The following is a 15,899-nucleotide window of genomic DNA, read 5'->3' as shown; positions in this document are numbered from 1 at the left end:
TGGAATGGGCATTTCACCCTGGTGAGAGCGTAGTTCCACCTTTGTGAAATGGCAGTTCCACCCAGGTGGGACAATATACCTATACAAGTGCAAACAGCACATTTAATAGTTACTTTGGACTTTTGACACATTCATCCTCCTACTGTGAATGAAACTGCCAACCGGTTAACTATAATATTTCCTGAAGCTGGGCCAACTTCATACTGTTGGAACCTTTAATCAGAATATAATATCCTTTCGGCTTATATCTTTCCAACGACTCTTTCAATGCAACCACATCTTTAAAATGTTCAAAGGACGGAATCACTTTGCCAAACTCCTCTCCTGCCAAAAGTACCCGGTCAAATTTACATTCATCCAGATAATCCGCAATCTTCTGATGTTCCTCATGACTGGTTTCTCCCAGTTCTTTCATATCACCCAGAATAACCATTTTATGAGCGACATTCATCAACCGGAAATTCTCCAAAGCCGCCATCATACTGGTAGGATTCGCATTATATGCATCAACTATCAGTTTATTATCCGTGGTTTCTGTCAATTGCGAACGGTTATTATGAGGAACATATGCCTCCAGTGCCTCACAAATCTGCCGGGACGGTACACTGAAGAACCGGCCCACCGTAATGGCGGCCAATGCATTCTTCATGTTATAACTGCCGATAAGGTGGGTATTCACCTCGAACTTCTGTCCCTCGTGTTCCCACTCAAACGAAAGAAACGGAGCACAAGCGCCCAGCTTGCCGCTGATATAAAGTCCCTCTCTTCCTTCCATACCATAACAAATACGGGTAAGACCCTGAGAGATAGCTGTGAGATACTCATTGTCCTTGTCAATGAAAATAATATGCTTGCCATTGTAACGCAGATGCTCATACAACTCACCTTTAGTCTTGATGACCCCTTCAAAAGACCCGAAGCCTTCCAAATGCGCCTTACCCACATTAGTGATCATACCGTAATCCGGTTCTACAATACGGGTCAGTGCCTTGATTTCACCCGGATGGTTCGCTCCCATCTCGATGACAGCCAGTTCATGCTCGGGAGTCAGCCTCAGCAAAGTCAGAGGAACACCGATATGGTTATTCAAGTTACCCTGTGTATAAAGCACTTCATATCTTTTTTGCAGCACTGAGGCTATCAATTCCTTGGTAGTAGTCTTCCCATTGGTTCCCGTGATGCCGATGATTCGGGTACCCATTTTATGCCGGTGATAATTAGCCAGTTCCTGCAATGCTTTCAAGCAATCGTCTACTAACAAGATACGCGGATGCCCATCGGCGGCATATTCTTTTTCATCTACTACGGCATACTGGCAACCTTTTTCCAGCGCCTGAAGCGCGTATGCATTTCCATTGAATGTTTCCCCTTTCAGAGCTATGAACATAGAGCCCTCAGGGCAGTTACGGCTGTCGGTAGTTACCTTGCCGCATTCCGTAAAACACTTATATAAAGCTGAAATATCCATCTTTCGCTTTGCTTTTAAATTAAGTTGCAACAAAGATAACTGAAAAATAGTTCATGAAATAACAAAAACTCAAGAATTGTGCGTACTTTTGTACGACCTAAATGACAAGCCGTAAACAATGGAAACCAAAACCGTCAAATATATTAATGTTAATGGGAAACTGATGGATCTCTCCCATCCGCAAGTAATGGGAATCCTGAATGTGACACCCGATTCTTTCTATGCCGGCAGCCGGCAGCAAACGGAAAAAGATATTATCAACCGTACCTCCCAAATAATAGAAGAAGGAGCTTCCATCATTGATATAGGTGCCTATTCCTCACGTCCCAATGCCGAGCACATCAGCCCCGAAGAAGAGATGCGCCGTCTGCGTACCGGATTGGAAATCATCAATCGCTATCATCCCGGTTGTGTGGTGTCCGTGGACACTTTCCGTGCGGATGTAGCCCGGATGTGTGTAGAGGAGTACGGAGTGGCAATCATCAATGACATTGCCGCCGGAGAAATGGACCCGCAGATGTTCGACATGATTGCCAGGCTGGGAGTACCTTATATTATTATGCATATGCAAGGCACGCCGCAAAATATGCAAATGAATCCGCATTATGACAATCTGTTGAAAGAAGTCTTTCTCTATTTCTCGGAAAAAGTACAGAAATTACGCGACTTAGGAGTAAAAGATATTATTCTAGACCCTGGTTTCGGTTTCGGAAAAACAGTGGAACATAATTACCAGTTGATGAATCATTTGGAAGAATTCAGCCTGTTCGAACTACCGTTACTGGTCGGCATATCACGTAAATCAATGATTTACAAGCTGCTAGGCGGAACCCCTGATGATGCCTTGAACGGAACAACAGTGCTGGATACCATTTCCCTACTAAAAGGAGCGGATATTCTCAGAGTGCACGATGTAAAAGCTGCTGTAGAAACCGTGAAGATAGTACAGAAGATGAAAGACTCCGCTGCCTTTTAATTCTTAATTTTCAATTTTTAATTCTAGAAAGATGTTTATTGATTTTAGTATAAAAGACCTCATCGATATCCTGCTGGTAGCCTATCTGCTTTATCAGACTTACCGTCTGATGAAAGATTCGGGTTCTATCAATATCTTCATCGGTATCCTGGTATTTATAGGTATCTGGCTGATTGTATCTCAGGTTTTGGAAATGAAACTGCTAGGGTCTATCTTCGATAAATTGGTCAGTGTAGGTGTCCTAGCCCTGATTATTCTTTTTCAGGATGATATACGCCGGTTCCTTGTCACACTGGGCTCGCATAAACAGTTGGGACGTTTTTTCCGCTTCCTGACGGGAAACAAGCAGGAAAAGACGGAAAAAGCGGATATTATGCCGATTGTACTTGCCTGTATGAGCATGAGCAAAGGGAAGGTGGGGGCACTGATTGTCATCGAAAAAAGTGTACCTCTGAATGACATCATCCGTACAGGAGAAATTATCAACGCCAATGTGAACCAACGACTGATAGAAAATATTTTCTTCAAAAACAGTCCATTACATGACGGAGCCATGATTATCCGCCATAAACGGATAGAAGCAGCCGGTTGTATTCTCCCGGTATCTCACGACTTGAATATCCCTAAAGAATTGGGATTAAGGCATCGGGCTGCCATGGGCGTATCGCAGGAAACAGATGCATTGGCCATTATCGTTTCAGAAGAAACAGGTGGCATATCCGTGGCTTATAAAGGACAATTCCATCTCAGACTGACTGCCGAAGAGCTGGAACGTATTCTGACAAAAGAAGACTAATAACCTATCCGGATTTTTACTCCACTGATTATCAATCTTAAACATAGAAATTCAACCTAGGCAACCAGTAATAAAGATCAATTCAGCATCAAACTCATATAAGGATGCTCCGCTTCCAGTAACAACCGGGTAAAACCATCCAACGTATAAGTGTGATATTTTTTTTCCGGTACTCTCTCACGAAAGCAGAAACCATCCCGTACCGTATAATAGCCGTTATTCTCCTGAATCGCTTCATCTCCCTCAATATGTATATAAAGTTCGGATGCCGGATACTTATGGGCGAAAACCTTCAACAACTCCTCTGCACGAATAACTCTTGCCATCCCCAAAAACAAAGTATCGGCAGACGACGGAATGAAATAATCCATACGCTGTACCTTATATATATGGGCCGCTTCATACAATAAAGTATCCTGCACCGCATCCGTATCTGCCAGCAATTCCTTTATATATAATGTATCATCCCCCATTACCGTAAATGCCATCCCCACTATTTTATCCGCTTCCCAGGCAACCAGCAATTTGCCATTACCCAGTCTTAAATCGGCCATAATAACCAGAAAATCTTCTTTAGGATGCTGAATGCAACTCCTGCGTCCATGCATACGGGAATCAAAATAATGATAATGTTCCACACCGGGAAATTCGCATACTTCTATCCGGCAACCGGGCGCAGGGCATAATCTGTCTACCCTTACCTGCTCAACCGCATACCCAAAAACTGGAGCATATCCCGACCTGGCATAATAACCGAACAACCATTCCTCTGCAGGAATCAACGAAGCCAGCAAAACTCCATCTTCATACATACACCGATGTGTTTCCTTCAGTAGGCGTTTCATGGCTCCATGCTTCCTGTAATCCGGATGCGTACAAGCACCCGATATATACGAAGTAGAAATCACCTCATCACAAAAAGTCATAGGATAAGGTATCATCTGCAATGCGGAAATAATCTTTCCGTCTTCACGAATCACCCTGTTCACTTCATCCTTATATCTCATCTTGAAATATAAGTCGGTAAACTCATCGCTATCATTGAAGCAGAGTTTCCATAATGTTTTCACTTCATCCTTTGTGGTCATTGAGCTCTGCTATACATTTCTCGAGTAAAATAACGGGCTGATAAGAAAGTTTTGCTTTGCGCAAACCTTCCAGACCAAGGTCTTCCTCGCGGTTTACATATATATATTGTTCGTCAATATGATTTGCATATTCATAGTTAATCATGGCATACGACCCTTCTATTCCCGTATCCGCCTTTTCAACACAAGTATCCCATGTTTCATGATTGATGGGAGCACCGTATGTAAAAGCGGCAATCTTCCCGTTGACATGAAGCACGCCGCCCGTCAAACCCAACGCCTCCATATGGTTCAAGGCATATGTCATGGACTTACGTTCTGCCCCCAATGCCAATTGTTCCTCGCAGTTATTGGCACGACACCATTCCTCTTCCAGCTTCAAACATTCGGGAACCAGATCTGGAGTCAACGGTTTGTATTCATAATCAGGATACTGCTTCTTGAACTTGTTGATATGATTACGTTTGGCTTGAAACTTCTTTCCTTTCAAGGTTGCCAGGTCAGTACGCAAGTAGATATAATCAAAGTAATCCCGGTCTTCTGTAAAAGTGAAACGTCCGGGCATCGCCGCCTCTATATCTGCTTTCATCCCCACGCATACCCCCAGCATACGCAATTTTGCCCCCATCTCTTCAGCATCCTTTATCAATGCTTCAAGAACTGGTTTCACATCTCCAGTTCCGACGGGCATCATGTAGGCCAATTCTTCTCCCGCATAGAAACGCAGCAACAGGTAATTATCCATCACGGCATATTTAGTCTGGTACAGGAAAATCCAACTACACAGATTGGCAAACGACAAGTCGCAATTACGACGCAAACTGCCTAAGGTAAAGGACTGTATCAAGTCTTTATCCGCTAAAGTTATATCTTTAAATTCTATCATAAAATATGGGTTGCTTGTTTTCTCACCACAAATCACAGAATCTTCATTTCATTCAAAGTGACAATAGTTATCAGACTGCTGTAAGAATGCTCTGTTACTACTAAATGCGGATAGACTTTTTATAAGCAATGCTCACCCCAATGACCATACCTATTGAAAATCAAATCAATCCTCTATAATCTGTGATGATTTTCTATATATAACAAAGATAACAGCTTTTTTGTTAAATCACACCTAATAATCTAAGAATTGTCGGTGTGAAAATCGCTGTCATAATTCCGTTCAAAGTCAATCCCAGACTAGCGTATGCTCCATATTTCCCACTGATTTCCATTGCTGTAGAAGTACCTACCGCATGAGTAGCCGTACCCATAGAAAGACCTTGCGCAATAGGACTCCCCACATGACCTACCCGAAGTACCTTGAAACCGAACACCGCCCCGAACAGACCGACTACCACCACAACAGCGGCCGTCAAAGACGGAATTCCTCCCGTGGCTTTCGAAACCTCCATAGCGATAGGAGTAGTCACAGATTTAGGAGCCAATGAACAAATAATCTCCGGAGTGGCTCCCAGCAATTTGGCAATGACCACCACGGCCACCAATCCCACCAAACAACCTGCCAACTGTGAAATGACAATAGGAAGCAACTGTTTCTTTATCATCTCCAACTGCAAATAAAGTGGCACGCCCAACGCTACCACCGCTGGTTTCAACCAAAATTCAATCAGGTGACCTCCTTCATTATATGTTTCATAACTGATGCCGGTAAATTTCAAAAACAGAATCAACACGGCAATGGTAAGCAGGATCGGGTTTAACACCACCCATCCAGTCTTTTTCTGCAAGACACGTGACAAAAAAAACACCCCGAAGGTGAATGCCAGCAAAAAGAACTTATTTTCTAAATATTCCATTTGATTTTCTAACTAATTGGTGAACCCATCCTGTTACGACCAGTACCAAAACCGTACTGACCACTGTCGCAATTACTATCGGCCAAAACTGTGCTTCAATGACATCAAAATAAAGCATCAGTGCCACACCGGGCGGAACGAAGAAAAAGCCCAGATTAGCAACCAAGAAATCGGACAGCCCCTGCACCCATTGCAGTTTTATCCAACCCAATTTGAGAAAAAGGGTGAGTAACAGCATTCCTATAATACTGGACGGCAGCTTGATACCCGTCAAAAAAACAATCAATTCACCCAAAGCCAAACAGCCAAATAAAATGGCGCACTGACGAATCATACCTTATAAATTTATTAAATACTTATTGAAAACTGCGCAAAGTTAAGGAAACATCCCGTTTGGTGTTCAATAACATACACTTTTAGCATACTTTAAACCAAAAATAATATTGATTTTGCAATGTAGATATTGCAAAATTAGCTAATTTTGCATCGTGAAAAACAACACTCGTCTTTAGAACGTACATAATTAATATATTATCATGGATTTAATTTCTCAAATCGTTGAGCGCGCGAAAGCAAACAAACAGCGCATTGTTCTTCCGGAAGGAACTGAAGAACGTACTTTAAAAGCTGCCAACCAAATATTGACAGACGGTGTTGCCGACCTTATTTTATTGGGAAACCCCGATGAAATCATGAGCCTGGCTAAACAATGGGGGTTAGGGAACATCGGTAAAGCCACTATTATCGATCCCACAGACCACCCGAAAAAAGAAGAGTATGCACAATTGCTGTGCGAACTCCGCAAGAAAAAAGGTATGACCATCGAAGAGGCCCGCAAACTGGTTGTCGATCCGCTGTATCTAGGATGTCTCATTATCAAGGCTGGTGATGCCGACGGACAGTTGGCCGGCGCACGCAACACAACAGGTAACGTACTTCGTCCCGCTTTACAGATTATCAAGACTACTCCGGGTATCACTTGCGTATCCGGTGCCATGCTGTTGCTGACTCATGCTCCCGAATACGGAAATAACGGTGTAATCGTAATGGGTGACGTTGCTGTAACTCCGGTACCGGATGCCAACCAACTGGCTCAAATTGCAGTTTGTACCGCTCAGACCGCCAAGGCTGTTGCCGGAATTGATCCTCGCGTAGCTATGTTAAGTTTTTCAACCAAGGGTTCTGCCAAACATGAAGTGGTAGATAAAGTGGTGGAAGCTTTGGCAATCGCTAAGGAAATGGCTCCCGATTTGAAGATTGACGGTGAACTGCAAGCTGATGCAGCTTTGGTTCCGCACATCGGTGCAAGCAAAGCCCCGGGATCAGAAATTGCAGGTAAGGCAAACGTATTGGTTGTTCCTTGTCTGGAAGTAGGTAATATTTCTTATAAATTAGTAGAACGTCTGGGACACGCTACCGCTATCGGCCCGATCCTGCAAGGTATCGCTCGTCCGGTGAATGACCTGTCACGCGGTTGCTCTATCGACGATGTTTATAAGATGATTGCCATTACTGCCAATCAAGCAATTGCCGCTAAAGAAAACAAATAATCATTCTCCAAAAAACAACAACATCATGAAAATATTAGTGCTCAATTGCGGTAGTTCTTCTATTAAATATAAATTATTTGATATGACTACCAAAGAAGTCCTGGCACAGGGCGGTATAGAAAAAATCGGCTTGGTAGGCTCTTTCCTGAAACTGACTTTGCCCAACGGTGAAAAGAAAATATTAGAAAAAGACATCCCAGAACATACCGCAGGTATCGAGTTCATTCTGAATACATTGGTGAGCCCGGAATATGGCGCAATCAAGTCATTGGATGAAATCAACGCAGTAGGTCACCGTATGGTACATGGCGGAGAACGTTTCAGCGAATCCGTATTGCTGAATAAAGAAGTACTGGATGCTTTTATCGCTTGCAACGATTTAGCCCCGCTTCATAACCCGGCTAACCTGAAAGGTGTGAATGCTGTTTCTGCCATTCTGCCCAACGTTCCCCAAGTAGGTGTATTTGATACGGCATTCCATCAAACAATGCCCGACTATGCATATATGTATGCCATTCCATACGAACTGTATGAAAAATACGGTGTGCGCCGTTATGGCTTCCATGGAACTTCTCATCGCTATGTTTCACAACGTGTATGCGAATTCCTTGGCGTTGATCCGAAAGGAAAGAAAATTATCACTTGCCACATCGGTAACGGTGGTTCCATTTCAGCTATCAAAGATGGTAAATGTATAGACACCAGTATGGGGCTGACCCCATTGGAAGGTCTTGTAATGGGAACTCGTAGTGGTGACATCGATGCAGGCGCCGTTACTTTCATCATGGAAAAAGAAGGATTAAATGCAACCGGCGTATCCAACTTACTAAACAAGAAGAGTGGTGTATTAGGCGTTTCAGGTGTATCCAGCGATATGCGCGAACTGGAAGCCGCTGTTGCTGCCGGAAATCCGAAAGCTATTTTGGCTGAAAAGATGTATTTCTACCGCATCAAGAAATATATTGGTGCATATGCTGCCGCTCTAGGTGGTGTAGACATCATCCTGTTCACTGGCGGTGTAGGTGAAAATCAAGCCAATTGCCGTTCTGAAGTTTGTGGAGGTTTGGAATTCATGGGTGTGAAGATTGACCTTGAAAAGAACAAGGTTCGTGGAGAAGAAGCTATTATTTCTGCCGATGACTCCAAAGTGACAGTAGCTGTTATCCCAACTGATGAAGAGCTGATGATTGCCAGCGATACTCTGGCTATTCTGAATAAGTAATTTTATTGTTTGGTTAAATATATAAATTATAGAAGGCTGCTACGCGTGATGCATAGTAGCCTTTTTTAGGAATATTGACTTTCTCCCTCAACATACTGCTCAAGGAACATATTTTCACCATCAAATACAGCATACGAAAAATCTTGTATCCAGTCACCAAGAATCAACATACGTGAAGTACGGCTCAGCATCAAGTCTAGCATAATGTGGCGATGACCATAAATAAAATAATTGATATCCGGATGGTCTTTAAGGTAATTTTTAGTAAACAAGACCAACGGTTCCTTGTCCTCTCCCATATACTCGGGTTCCTTACCGCCTTCACGCTTCAGACGGCTATGCTTGGCCCATTCCAAGCCAAGTTCTATGCTCCAACGGGGATGTATGGTAGAAAACAGCGTTTGTAAAGTGGTACTATGAAACATGGAACGCAACAATTTGAACTTGGCATCTTTATCTCCCAATCCGTCCCCATGCGCCAAGAAAAACTCCTTCCCATAAATCTCACAGGTCAACGGCTGACGATGAATAGTTACCCCGCACTCTTTTTCCAAATAATCACCACACCAGATGTCATGATTACCGATAAAGAAATGCACCTCCACTCCCAAATCAGTCAACTCGGAAATCTTCCCCAAGAAACGAGTATAGCCTTTCGGCACTACCAGTTTGAACTCGTACCAAAAGTCGAATATATCTCCCAACAGGTACACTGCTGCAGCATTATGTTTTATACTATCCAGAAAATTCACCAAACGGCGCTCCTGTGTCCGCCCGTGTGCTATGGCACGAGAACCTAAATGTGCATCGGAAAGGAAATATACGTTCTTCATAATCTTACTAAATTAAATACCTCATAAATTAAAAATCCGAGAATAGAGAATTAAAAAAACAACACCTTGTCCAATAACTTAGACATATTGGCAATTCTTATTTTCCAATTTTAATTCTCAACTTTCAATTTATTAGAGGAAACCCAATTCCAATTTAGCTTCTTCACTCATCATATCTTTATCCCATTCGGGTTCAAAAACCAAGTTCACGACCGATGAAGTAACTCCTTCCACAGAGTCGACTTTCTGACGGACATCCTCCATAATAAAATCAGCAGCAGGACAATTGGGGGCAGTCAATGTCATATCTAACACTACTTCTCCATCATCTTGCAAATCAATCTTATATATCAAGCCTAAATCGTATATATTCACCGGAATCTCGGGATCATATACGGTTTTCAACATGGCTATAATCTTTTCTTCTGTTTTTAAACGGGTATCTGCATCCATATCTCTCGTTGTTTTAATTGCAAATTTAATGATTTTCTATATTTTTCCTTCATCAGCATAGCTATAAAATTTGCCATCCGTTAAAATAACATGATCTATCAGTCTTATGTTCATTACTTTTGCCGCCTTGTCAAGATGTTCCGTCAACCGATCATCCTCTGTACTAGGTCGCATACTGCCGGAAGGATGGTTGTGACAAAGCGCCATAGCAACAGCCCGCTTCAGTAAAGCCTCCCTCAAAATACAACGGACATCTACCGCTGTAGATACCAATCCTCCGGAACTTATCTTTATACGGTCAATCACTTTGGAAGCCTGATTCAACAACAATACCCAGCATTCCTCTGTAGGCAAATCACACATCAACGGATAAAAATATTGATAAACATCACGGGAGCTGAGAATGACCTTACGTTCTTTTCCTTCTTCCTCCTTTCGGCGCTTTCCCAATTCGGAAGCCGCCAAAATGGTAATAGCTTTGGCAGGACCTATTCCTTTATAGTGACACAGTTCATCTACGGTGGTTTTGCCCAATTCATTCAAACTATTATGATAATCACTCAACACTTTACGCATTAACTCCACAGCAGAATCCTCCGTATTTCCCGAACCTATCAGAATAGCAAGCAACTCAGCATCCGAAAGTGTCCCCACTCCATGCAACATCATCTTTTCACGAGGACGATCTTCTTCCGCCCATTGGTTTATGGTTAGTTTTTCTGCCATCTTTCTTTATTTTCCCCGCCATAAAGACGCCTAAAAAGTCCATCACTTTTAACACCTCTTCATGGTAAAATTCTATTTATAAAAATTCTTCTCAAATGCGGCAAATTCGTTTTTCCCCAACACACAGCGTTTCCACCAGGCCCGCAGGAAACCAGTTCCATAGCCAATCAACTGAATAAAAGAAGCAAGGATGGATAATAATCCTATTTTGAAACTTTTATTTCGCAATGTGGAGTCTACACAAATGATAAGAGCAAAAAGCAGCAGCAAAGACAAACTCCAGCTACAAACCAACGAACATAACAACAGGAATACAATTCCTATAGTAAAAAGTGCCGGTAACAAATGTACAACTTTCAATGATTCAGGATACTTTTTATACAGATTGATACGGGCAATACCCGAATTATGCACTTGCTTGAAAAACTTCTTCAAATCGGTACGACGCTTGTGCCACACCCATGCTTCAGGGAACAACCGACAAGCATATCCCCCTTGAAAGATACGGATACTGAAATCAATATCTTCTCCAAAACGCATCTTAGAAAATCCTCCCAACGCTTTATATACCTCAGCCCGTACCCCCATATTAAAACTACGGGGATAGAATTTATCCATTTTTTTCTTCCCTCCACGGATACCTCCGGTAGTAAAAAACGAAGTCATGGCATAATTTATTGCTTTCTGTATATTGGTAAACGAATCATGAGCACGGTCAGGACCACCAAAAGCATCTGCCTTCTGCCGTTGAAGCTCTGACTCGACAGCCGCCAAATACCCTTCAGGCAAAATGCAATCAGAATCCAATATGATAAGATATTCTCCATGCCCCCGTTCCGCTCCATAATTGCGGGTCTGCCCGGGACCGGAATTGGATTTGAAATAATAACATATATCCAACCGGTCAGCGTAATTATCTACCACTTCCTTGCACGGAACAGATGAACCATCCTCCACTATCAGGACTTCAAAATTCTTATTTGTCTGCCTTGTAAGACTGTTCAATAACTCATCCACCTCTTCAGGACGATTATAAACCGGTATAATAAAAGAATATCTCATTGCTTTATTTTGATTTTATCCATCACAGAGAAGTACAAAGAAACATAAAAAAGGCGGAGCTTGCAACAAGTTCCGCCTTTTTATATGCATATATAAATAGATTATGCTTTCACACGGCCTACATATGAACCGTCACGAGTATCAATTTCAATTGTTTCACCTTCATTAATGAATAAAGGAACACGCACGGTAGCACCCGATTCCACTGTAGCAGGTTTCAACGTATTGGTAGCCGTATCCCCTTTCAGACCCGGTTCGGTATAAGTAATTTTCATCTGCACTTTTACCGGAACATCAGCAAACAATACTGTTTCTGTAGAAGCATCAGAAACCACATCCACCACCATTCCTTCCAACAGGAAGTCTACTCCGTTAATCAAGTCATGAGCAATAGGAATTTGGTCGAATGTTTCCTGATTCATAAAAATATAGTCTGCACCTTCCATATACAAATATTGGTGTGGACGACGTTCCACACGTACATCTTCCAATTTTTCACCGATGTTGAAACGACGTTCCAAAACGTAACCATTAACCACATCTTTCAATTTAGTACGCATGAATGTGTTACCTTTTCCCGGTTTTACATGCAGGAAGTCAATACAGAAATACAATTTGCCGTCCATACGGATAGCTGTTCCGATTTTAATGTCTTGAGCATTAATCATACTTTTCTTCGCTTATATTTGATTATTATTTCAGATTATATTCACTTATAGCTGTGATTTCGAGTGCAAAAGTAATGTAAATCAAGAAAAAACGCAAAAAGAAATCACTAAAAATGAGTTATCTCTTTGTTTATTTCAAAAAAGTCACTAATTTTGCAGCCCGTTACTCATGGTGAATAATAACATAAAATAAGTATATACAATGAAAAGAACGTTCCAACCCTCTAACAGAAAGAGAAAAAACAAACATGGATTCCGTGAAAGAATGGCAACTGCTAACGGTCGTCGCGTATTAGCCAGCCGTCGTGCAAAAGGTCGTAAGAAATTAACTGTATCTGATGAATACAACGGAAAATAATTCATCTGACCGGAAAAAATAAAAGGAGTGAAGTCGTAGAGACTTTGCTCCTTTTATTTTTCCAACTAAGCCGAACAGCCATGAAAAAGTAACTTAACTTAAATGATCAAATAAGTCAACTGAAACGACCAGGTAAGTTGACTTGCTTGTTCCATACAGTCGGCTTACTGAAAACAGTCTATTTATTTCTCCTTTCTCTCGCCCACTCCATCACATTAGCCGGAGCGCGTTCCGCCAGATATTCCTTCTTCATAAAATCCATATAGGGTGCTACGTGGTCAAAAAATTGATAATATCCCTTACACAAGTAATTCAATCCCAGTTCACCGTCTTTACTTAACATAAAACGATTCTTCGGACATTCCCCATGACAGGCAAACTCATAAGAACAGTTCAGGCACTGCTGTGGCAGACTATTGTGCTTCATCACACCAAAAGTTTCCTGTTCTTTACCATACATCATCTCCACCAAAGTCTTCTGATAAATATTTCCCAATTTATACTCAGGAAAGACAAAATGATCGCAAGCATACACATCACCGTTGAATTCCATCACGGCTGCATGTCCACAATATTTAGCTAATGAACAAACGCCTGGCTGCTGTCCCACCCAATTGGCCAGCGTAGAATCAAACAACTGAATATAGTAATTGCCCACGTCATTCAGTACCCATTCGTCGAAAATAGTACAAAGGAAATTCCCCCACTGCTCGGGAGTAATGGAGAAAGGAGCCAGTTCACCGTCTTTTTGCTTTAATGAAGAAAGCCGAAGACCGTCCGCACGGCTAGACAGTCGCTCGACAATGGGAGTAAACTGTATATAATGACAATCAAGTTCGTCACGAAAGAAACGATAGAAGTCCAACGGATAATCTGCATTATAGTCATTGACCACTGCCATGGCATTCCATTCCACTCCATGCTTTTTCAACAGGTTAATCCCTTTCATTACCTTATAGAAAGAAGGTTGTCCCATCTTGTTCTTCCGGTATTCATCGTGAAATTCCTGAGGACCGTCTATAGAAATGCCTACCAAAAAATTATTCTCACGAAAGAATTCACACCATTCATCTGTCAGCAATGTGCCATTTGTCTGAATGCAATTATCAATGGTTCTACCACCTGCATATTTTTTCTGAAGTTCCAAGGCTTTCTTATAAAAAACTAAAGGACGCATCAAAGTTTCTCCCCCATGCCAGGTAAACAAAACTTGCGGCATGGTTTGCGACTGAATATATTCTTTAATAAATTTCTCCAGTAATTCATCGCTCATCACATGACGCGGCTGTTCCTCATATAACTTGGATTTTTCCAAATAGTAACAATAATCACAGGCCAGATTACAAACCGCACCTACAGGTTTGGTCATTATATATAGCGGCTTTGCAAAAGGAGTTATGGTTGCTTCTTTCATTTGTTTTTCATTTAATTCCTAGTATAAAGAATACAAAGATAAAGCTATTTTTCAATATTCGTTCTTACAGTAACAGGTTTATGCTACCCTCTACCCCCAAAAGGACATTCTTCTTGCCACCCAATCTGTTTCAAATATAAGAGTTCCACCTTGCTTCAAACTCTTGAAACAAAATGAAACTCTGACCCTCTATTTAAAATATCACTTGAAAACGTGTCTGAAACGCACTTAATGACTGATTTTCAAATCCCACTCTATCCGTTATCTTAGTATAAGAGTACCGGAATCTCCATATCATATACTTATTGATATAATAATTGACAGTAAAAGAGACATCGTTCAAACGCCCGCCATAAATATGGGACCGGGTATCCGACATATCAGTATAGTTATATCCGAATACGCATTCCAACGAACCAGAGTCCGGAGTGGCAATACCACAATCCGTATGTGAATATCTATAATTACCACCTATCAGCAAACCTCTCAGTATTCCATACATACCACTCGCTTTATAATTCTTAAAATCCTTTTCCCGGTTCACTTGAAGATAATAATATTGTGCTTCCAATGCCACAGGACCATATCCTGCTATCATCTCCGGTGTAAATTTTATCAGGTTCTTTGCATCCGGAATCAAGGCATTCACAGCTCTGACTTTTGCAATACGCGTCGGGAAATTAGCCCCCAAGTCAAAGCTAGTATGGTTAAGTGTAGGTTCGCTACTGTATCTAGGTGTTTCGTAAGCACCGGAAATACCCAACTGAAACAATCTCCCTGTATCATGTAAAGGACGATAGACCAAGCGGCTCATAGCACCATAACCCATTTTACCCAATTCATTGGATTTCTTCTTAAGAGCCTCGCTCTCCACATGAACACTAGCTGTACCGAAAAAATCATTTTTGTCATACACAAACATAGCCCCCATCAGCCGGCTGTTGAAAAAAGCCTCATTACTTGCCGGCTCCTCCATGGTTACTTTCATAGACGAACTAGTAGAACTTTGAAGCCCGAACTGATGTACAAAATTCCCTACACGTAATAACGCATGTGAGGAAAATTGTCTTTCTACAAATATGTCTTTTAAACTGACCTTTCCATACGCATAGCCTATATCCACTTTCGCTTTATATTTTCCATAGGTTGCTTTTACACCTATCCGGGCATCAGGAATCGCTACACCATCTACAAAGTTTTTATTATCTGAATGAAACAAGCCTCCATCCATCAAGATTCGTCCTGTAGGACGTATTTTCAAAACTGATTGTTCCTGTGCATTTACCTGTACGGAGAACAATATCAGGAGAAAAACTCCTAATGATATAAGATTTTTCATAATATACAGTTTTAATGGTAACCATCCAAGTATCCTGTCAGTCTGTCTCTGATTTTTATCATACTGAGGGCAGTGAAGAATCTGTAAGACCACACAATGAAAGCAATCAGTCAGACTCCTCCTCCCATCAGCATCCGATCA

The 15,899-nt window shown here is 41.7% G+C and carries 17 protein-coding genes; 5 read left to right on the top strand and 12 right to left on the bottom strand.

Going from position 1 to position 15,899, the window contains the following annotated elements:
- Positions 1–169 precede the first annotated feature (169 nt).
- A complete protein-coding gene (gene murF, locus RE317_RS12660) occupies positions 170–1,468 on the bottom strand; it encodes a UDP-N-acetylmuramoyl-tripeptide--D-alanyl-D-alanine ligase (RefSeq protein ID WP_008667445.1) in 1,299 nt (432 codons plus the stop codon).
- A 118-nt stretch (positions 1,469–1,586) separates the two neighbouring features.
- Between murF and folP the strand changes: the two genes are divergently transcribed.
- Together folP and cdaA are read left to right on the top strand one after the other, a co-directional pair.
- On the top strand, positions 1,587–2,444 hold the full coding sequence (gene folP, locus RE317_RS12655) for a dihydropteroate synthase (protein WP_022508186.1): 858 nt from the start codon (positions 1,587–1,589) through the stop codon (positions 2,442–2,444).
- Between the two features lie 31 nt (positions 2,445–2,475).
- Complete coding sequence (gene cdaA, locus RE317_RS12650) at positions 2,476–3,240, top strand: diadenylate cyclase CdaA (protein WP_005840698.1); 765 nt, start codon at positions 2,476–2,478, stop codon at positions 3,238–3,240.
- Between the two features lie 77 nt (positions 3,241–3,317).
- Here cdaA and RE317_RS12645 read toward each other — a convergent pair whose 3' ends face one another.
- The 4 genes from RE317_RS12645 to RE317_RS12630 form a co-directional block, all read right to left on the bottom strand.
- Positions 3,318–4,328, bottom strand: coding sequence for a GNAT family N-acetyltransferase (locus RE317_RS12645; RefSeq protein WP_005850864.1), 1,011 nt, complete (start codon positions 4,326–4,328; stop codon positions 3,318–3,320).
- Positions 4,312–5,214, bottom strand: a complete 903-nt coding sequence (locus tag RE317_RS12640) for a DUF2156 domain-containing protein (RefSeq protein WP_008667451.1) — start codon at positions 5,212–5,214, stop codon at positions 4,312–4,314. Before RE317_RS12640 ends, RE317_RS12645 begins: the two co-directional genes overlap by 17 nt.
- A gap of 223 nt (positions 5,215–5,437) precedes the next feature.
- On the bottom strand, positions 5,438–6,133 hold the full coding sequence (locus RE317_RS12635) for an LrgB family protein (RefSeq protein WP_005840694.1): 696 nt from the start codon (positions 6,131–6,133) through the stop codon (positions 5,438–5,440).
- Complete coding sequence (locus tag RE317_RS12630; RefSeq protein WP_005840692.1) at positions 6,114–6,467, bottom strand: CidA/LrgA family protein; 354 nt, start codon at positions 6,465–6,467, stop codon at positions 6,114–6,116. Before RE317_RS12630 ends, RE317_RS12635 begins: the two co-directional genes overlap by 20 nt.
- Positions 6,468–6,669: 202 nt before the next feature.
- On the opposite strand from RE317_RS12630, the gene pta reads away from it, so the two are divergent.
- On the top strand, positions 6,670–7,683 hold the full coding sequence (gene pta, locus RE317_RS12625) for a phosphate acetyltransferase (protein ID WP_005840690.1): 1,014 nt from the start codon (positions 6,670–6,672) through the stop codon (positions 7,681–7,683).
- A gap of 25 nt (positions 7,684–7,708) precedes the next feature.
- On the top strand, positions 7,709–8,905 hold the full coding sequence (locus RE317_RS12620; RefSeq protein ID WP_008667455.1) for an acetate kinase: 1,197 nt from the start codon (positions 7,709–7,711) through the stop codon (positions 8,903–8,905).
- A 65-nt stretch (positions 8,906–8,970) separates the two neighbouring features.
- Here RE317_RS12620 and RE317_RS12615 read toward each other — a convergent pair whose 3' ends face one another.
- The 5 genes from RE317_RS12615 to efp all read right to left on the bottom strand — a co-directional run bounded on the left by RE317_RS12615 (position 8,971) and on the right by efp (position 12,647).
- Complete coding sequence (locus RE317_RS12615) at positions 8,971–9,738, bottom strand: UDP-2,3-diacylglucosamine diphosphatase (protein WP_005840686.1); 768 nt, start codon at positions 9,736–9,738, stop codon at positions 8,971–8,973.
- 132 nt (positions 9,739–9,870) lie between these two features.
- A complete protein-coding gene (locus tag RE317_RS12610; RefSeq protein ID WP_005840684.1) occupies positions 9,871–10,191 on the bottom strand; it encodes an iron-sulfur cluster assembly protein in 321 nt (106 codons plus the stop codon).
- A gap of 36 nt (positions 10,192–10,227) precedes the next feature.
- The gene (gene radC, locus RE317_RS12605; RefSeq protein ID WP_008667458.1) at positions 10,228–10,917 is read right to left on the bottom strand and encodes a DNA repair protein RadC; all 690 of its coding nucleotides are present in this window, start codon (positions 10,915–10,917) and stop codon (positions 10,228–10,230) included.
- A 72-nt stretch (positions 10,918–10,989) separates the two neighbouring features.
- Complete coding sequence (locus RE317_RS12600) at positions 10,990–11,979, bottom strand: glycosyltransferase family 2 protein (protein ID WP_008667461.1); 990 nt, start codon at positions 11,977–11,979, stop codon at positions 10,990–10,992.
- Positions 11,980–12,080: 101 nt separating this feature from the next.
- Positions 12,081–12,647 (bottom strand): elongation factor P, encoded by a 567-nt coding sequence (gene efp, locus RE317_RS12595; protein ID WP_005840678.1) that lies wholly within the window; start codon positions 12,645–12,647, stop codon positions 12,081–12,083.
- A 202-nt stretch (positions 12,648–12,849) separates the two neighbouring features.
- On the opposite strand from efp, the gene rpmH reads away from it, so the two are divergent.
- Positions 12,850–13,005: a 50S ribosomal protein L34 gene (gene rpmH, locus RE317_RS12590; protein WP_005840676.1), complete on the top strand. Its 156-nt coding sequence runs from the start codon at positions 12,850–12,852 to the stop codon at positions 13,003–13,005.
- 178 nt (positions 13,006–13,183) lie between these two features.
- Here rpmH and RE317_RS12585 read toward each other — a convergent pair whose 3' ends face one another.
- Together RE317_RS12585 and RE317_RS12580 are read right to left on the bottom strand one after the other, a co-directional pair.
- Positions 13,184–14,419 carry an anaerobic sulfatase-maturation protein gene (locus RE317_RS12585; RefSeq protein WP_008667464.1) on the bottom strand — a complete coding sequence of 412 codons (1,236 nt, stop codon included), beginning with the start codon at positions 14,417–14,419 and terminating at the stop codon, positions 13,184–13,186.
- 193 nt (positions 14,420–14,612) lie between these two features.
- Positions 14,613–15,758 carry an OprO/OprP family phosphate-selective porin gene (locus tag RE317_RS12580; protein WP_008667465.1) on the bottom strand — a complete coding sequence of 382 codons (1,146 nt, stop codon included), beginning with the start codon at positions 15,756–15,758 and terminating at the stop codon, positions 14,613–14,615.
- Positions 15,759–15,899: the final 141 nt, after the last annotated feature.

It is taken from the genome of Phocaeicola sp. GP0067, from assembly GCF_031119655.1.
GTDB lineage: Bacteria > Bacteroidota > Bacteroidia > Bacteroidales > Bacteroidaceae > Phocaeicola > Phocaeicola vulgatus.
This window is presented reverse-complemented; position numbering and strand designations above follow the sequence as displayed.

Coding starts and splice junctions, on each gene's coding strand:
- murF (WP_008667445.1), bottom strand. CDS start 1,468: ATGGATATTTCAGCTTTATATAAGTGTTTTACGGAATGCGGCAAGGTA.
- folP (WP_022508186.1), top strand. CDS start 1,587: ATGGAAACCAAAACCGTCAAATATATTAATGTTAATGGGAAACTGATG.
- cdaA (WP_005840698.1), top strand. CDS start 2,476: ATGTTTATTGATTTTAGTATAAAAGACCTCATCGATATCCTGCTGGTA.
- RE317_RS12645 (WP_005850864.1), bottom strand. CDS start 4,328: ATGACCACAAAGGATGAAGTGAAAACATTATGGAAACTCTGCTTCAAT.
- RE317_RS12640 (WP_008667451.1), bottom strand. CDS start 5,214: ATGATAGAATTTAAAGATATAACTTTAGCGGATAAAGACTTGATACAG.
- RE317_RS12635 (WP_005840694.1), bottom strand. CDS start 6,133: ATGGAATATTTAGAAAATAAGTTCTTTTTGCTGGCATTCACCTTCGGG.
- RE317_RS12630 (WP_005840692.1), bottom strand. CDS start 6,467: ATGATTCGTCAGTGCGCCATTTTATTTGGCTGTTTGGCTTTGGGTGAA.
- pta (WP_005840690.1), top strand. CDS start 6,670: ATGGATTTAATTTCTCAAATCGTTGAGCGCGCGAAAGCAAACAAACAG.
- RE317_RS12620 (WP_008667455.1), top strand. CDS start 7,709: ATGAAAATATTAGTGCTCAATTGCGGTAGTTCTTCTATTAAATATAAA.
- RE317_RS12615 (WP_005840686.1), bottom strand. CDS start 9,738: ATGAAGAACGTATATTTCCTTTCCGATGCACATTTAGGTTCTCGTGCC.
- RE317_RS12610 (WP_005840684.1), bottom strand. CDS start 10,191: ATGGATGCAGATACCCGTTTAAAAACAGAAGAAAAGATTATAGCCATG.
- radC (WP_008667458.1), bottom strand. CDS start 10,917: ATGGCAGAAAAACTAACCATAAACCAATGGGCGGAAGAAGATCGTCCT.
- RE317_RS12600 (WP_008667461.1), bottom strand. CDS start 11,979: ATGAGATATTCTTTTATTATACCGGTTTATAATCGTCCTGAAGAGGTG.
- efp (WP_005840678.1), bottom strand. CDS start 12,647: ATGATTAATGCTCAAGACATTAAAATCGGAACAGCTATCCGTATGGAC.
- rpmH (WP_005840676.1), top strand. CDS start 12,850: ATGAAAAGAACGTTCCAACCCTCTAACAGAAAGAGAAAAAACAAACAT.
- RE317_RS12585 (WP_008667464.1), bottom strand. CDS start 14,419: ATGAAAGAAGCAACCATAACTCCTTTTGCAAAGCCGCTATATATAATG.
- RE317_RS12580 (WP_008667465.1), bottom strand. CDS start 15,758: ATGAAAAATCTTATATCATTAGGAGTTTTTCTCCTGATATTGTTCTCC.